This window comes from Comamonas sp. SY3 (assembly GCF_041730275.1).
Classification (GTDB): Bacteria; Pseudomonadota; Gammaproteobacteria; order Burkholderiales; family Burkholderiaceae_C; genus Comamonas; species Comamonas sediminis.
Genome location: NZ_JBGTYN010000050.1, coordinates 1 through 2,758, shown reverse-complemented (window position 1 = coordinate 2,758; position 2,758 = coordinate 1). Strand labels below are relative to the sequence as shown.

2 protein-coding genes and 1 pseudogene are annotated in these 2,758 nt (G+C 52.4%); all 3 read right to left on the bottom strand.

Annotated features, from left to right (window positions below):
* Window positions 1-131 precede the first annotated feature (131 nt).
* The 3 genes and pseudogenes from ere(A) to ACCQ08_RS25930 all read right to left on the bottom strand — a co-directional run bounded on the left by ere(A) (window position 132) and on the right by ACCQ08_RS25930 (window position 2,682).
* Window positions 132-1,384 (bottom strand): annotated as a pseudogene (gene ere(A) / locus ACCQ08_RS25940) (EreA family erythromycin esterase).
* Window positions 1,385-1,488: 104 nt separating this feature from the next.
* Window positions 1,489-2,043, bottom strand: a complete 555-nt coding sequence (locus ACCQ08_RS25935; RefSeq protein WP_014454105.1) for an aminoglycoside N-acetyltransferase AAC(6')-Ib' — start codon at window positions 2,041-2,043, stop codon at window positions 1,489-1,491.
* 84 nt (window positions 2,044-2,127) lie between these two features.
* A complete protein-coding gene (locus tag ACCQ08_RS25930) occupies window positions 2,128-2,682 on the bottom strand; it encodes an aminoglycoside N-acetyltransferase AAC(6')-Ib4 (protein WP_003159191.1) in 555 nt (184 codons plus the stop codon).
* Window positions 2,683-2,758: the final 76 nt, after the last annotated feature.

Genomic DNA, 2,758 nt, shown 5'->3' with positions numbered 1-2,758 from the left:
TGGAGAAAAGTATTGCGAAGATTCGGATTGCCATTAAGTTTTCCTTGACGCCCAATCGCGCTGATCACCGGCGGTTGAAAACCGTCCGGTGGATTGGCAGGTTATGCTCCCTCATTTTCATTTCCGGTTTCCTATAGGGCAACTAGGCTGTCCTTGCCGGCGCTTGGAACACAGACGATGGCATCAAATGCCTCGCTCAATTTCGTTTTTACAGAGGCGCTTTGAGACCGCATTCGCTTTGCTTCCATGGGGGCATCTGTCAATGTCAGACATGAATTCTCCGTACCACAGGCGTCGATGACATACTGTTCCATACTATCCTCACGGATTGCATCGGCAGGCGTGGTCACAACAGAGAATCCAAGAGGACTGTCGGGCGATGGGAAATGCATTTCCGGCACGGTGGGTCCAAGATGGGTGAATGCAATCGCACGGTAATTCACCCTCTCTGCGAGGTGCTGCCCCATGGGAACAGCCGTAAGCTCGCCTGAAAAGGAGACTGGGGTTTTTTGTAAATGATTGTTGTGCGCCAGCAGAATTATCTTCACATCCGGATTCGCTCGAACCATTCCATCTACTACGCCCGCCATATACGAGTCACGTACGGAAGTATCTCCCTCAAGAGAGGTACCATCGAAGAAAGTTTTCATTATACGCAAGGTTTCCAACGTATACTCTATCGACTCTATTCGATCAGAGGCTTTTCGGAACAAATCGCTGTTGACGTGTTTTTTCAGGACAGGGGCAAGCGACGCCAAGCGGAGCTTCAATCTGGTTACCCCTGAGATAGCTTTCTCCTGCCGAGCCGTTTCTAGCTCCCCCCATTTTGCCGATGAAATAACCGCCGACTGGCCATCAATGGACGCCAACAAGTGAGTCAGCATATCAACGTGCGGTTTCATGAGGTGATCGATGAGCTGGATAATTTCGGCCAATTGCGCTAGGTCGTCCCTTGGGTTCAGGGTGTTGGGTAAGTCGATTCCGACTAACTGCAGTTTTCTTCCTGATTCGCGGAGATATGATTTCAGCCAGATCAGCACTGAGCCATACACAGAAAAGGTCAGGGTATCCGAAAATCGCTCAAGTTCATGAGCACCGGCTGTTGAGTTGAGCCATTCAGATAACCGGGATGCCTGAATCGCCCCACATTCCAAACCAATCGCATTAAAATCATGCCTTTCGACCAAATAGCGGATAAGACTTGCTCTAGCCAGTGAAAACTCCGCGACAAAATGAGCGCCCTCGCCAATGCCGACAATTCGGGCGCCCTCAATTACGGAAGTAAGAATCTCAAACTCATTGAAGTCCAGATTTTGAGGCTGTAAAAGTGTTTTGGTCGTTCTCCATGTCATTTTTTTTCACCCTTTGCGTTTATTGCTGTAATCGTCATACGTTCGCTTCGCCAATAACCCGGCTCACAGAGCATAACGTTTGACATGAGGGGCGGCCAAGGGCGCCAGCCCTTGGACGTCCCCCTCGATGGAAGGGTTAGGCAACACTGCGTGTTCGCTCGAATGCCTGGCGTGTTTGAACCATGTACACGGCTGGACCATCTGGGGTGGTTACGGTACCTTGCCTCTCAAACCCCGCTTTCTCGTAGCATCGGATCGCTCGCAAGTTGCTCGGCGACGGGTCCGTTTGGATCTTGGTGACCTCGGGATCATTGAACAGCAACTCAACCAGAGCTCGAACCAGCTTGGTTCCCAAGCCTTTGCCCAGTTGTGATGCATTCGCCAGTGACTGGTCTATTCCGCGTACTCCTGGATCGGTTTCTTCTTCCCACCAACCGTCCCCGCTTCCAAGAGCAACGTACGACTGGGCATACCCAATCGGCTCTCCATTCAGCATTGCAATGTATGGAGTGACGGACTCTTGCGCTAAAACGCTTGGCAAGTACTGTTCCTGTACGTCAGCAAGTGTCGGGCGTGCTTCTTCTCCGCCCCACCACTCGACGATATGAGATCGATTTAGCCACTCATAGAGCATCGCAAGGTCATGCTCAGTCATGAGGCGCAGTGTGACGGAATCGTTGCTGTTGGTCACGATGCTGTACTTTGTGATGCCTAACGTTTGACATGAGGGGCGGCCAAGGGCGCCAGCCCTTGGACGTCCCCCTCGATGGAAGGGTTAGGCATCACTGCGTGTTCGCTCGAATGCCTGGCGTGTTTGAACCATGTACACGGCTGGACCATCTGGGGTGGTTACGGTACCTTGCCTCTCAAACCCCGCTTTCTCGTAGCATCGGATCGCTCGCAAGTTGCTCGGCGACGGGTCCGTTTGGATCTTGGTGACCTCGGGATCATTGAACAGCAACTCAACCAGAGCTCGAACCAGCTTGGTTCCCAAGCCTTTGCCCAGTTGTGATGCATTCGCCAGTGACTGGTCTATTCCGCGTACTCCTGGATCGGTTTCTTCTTCCCACCATCCGTCCCCGCTTCCAAGAGCAACGTACGACTGGGCATACCCAATCGGCTCTCCATTCAGCATTGCAATGTATGGAGTGACGGACTCTTGCGCTAAAACGCTTGGCAAGTACTGTTCCTGTACGTCAGCAAGTGTCGGGCGTGCTTCTTCTCCGCCCCACCACTCGACGATATGAGATCGATTTAGCCACTCATAGAGCATCGCAAGGTCATGCTCAGTCATGAGGCGCAGTGTGACGGAATCGTTGCTGTTGGTCACGATGCTGTACTTTGTGATGCCTAACGTAGAAGTAACCGGCGCTGCGCGGCTTTATCGCGCTGCGTCCGAGTTGACT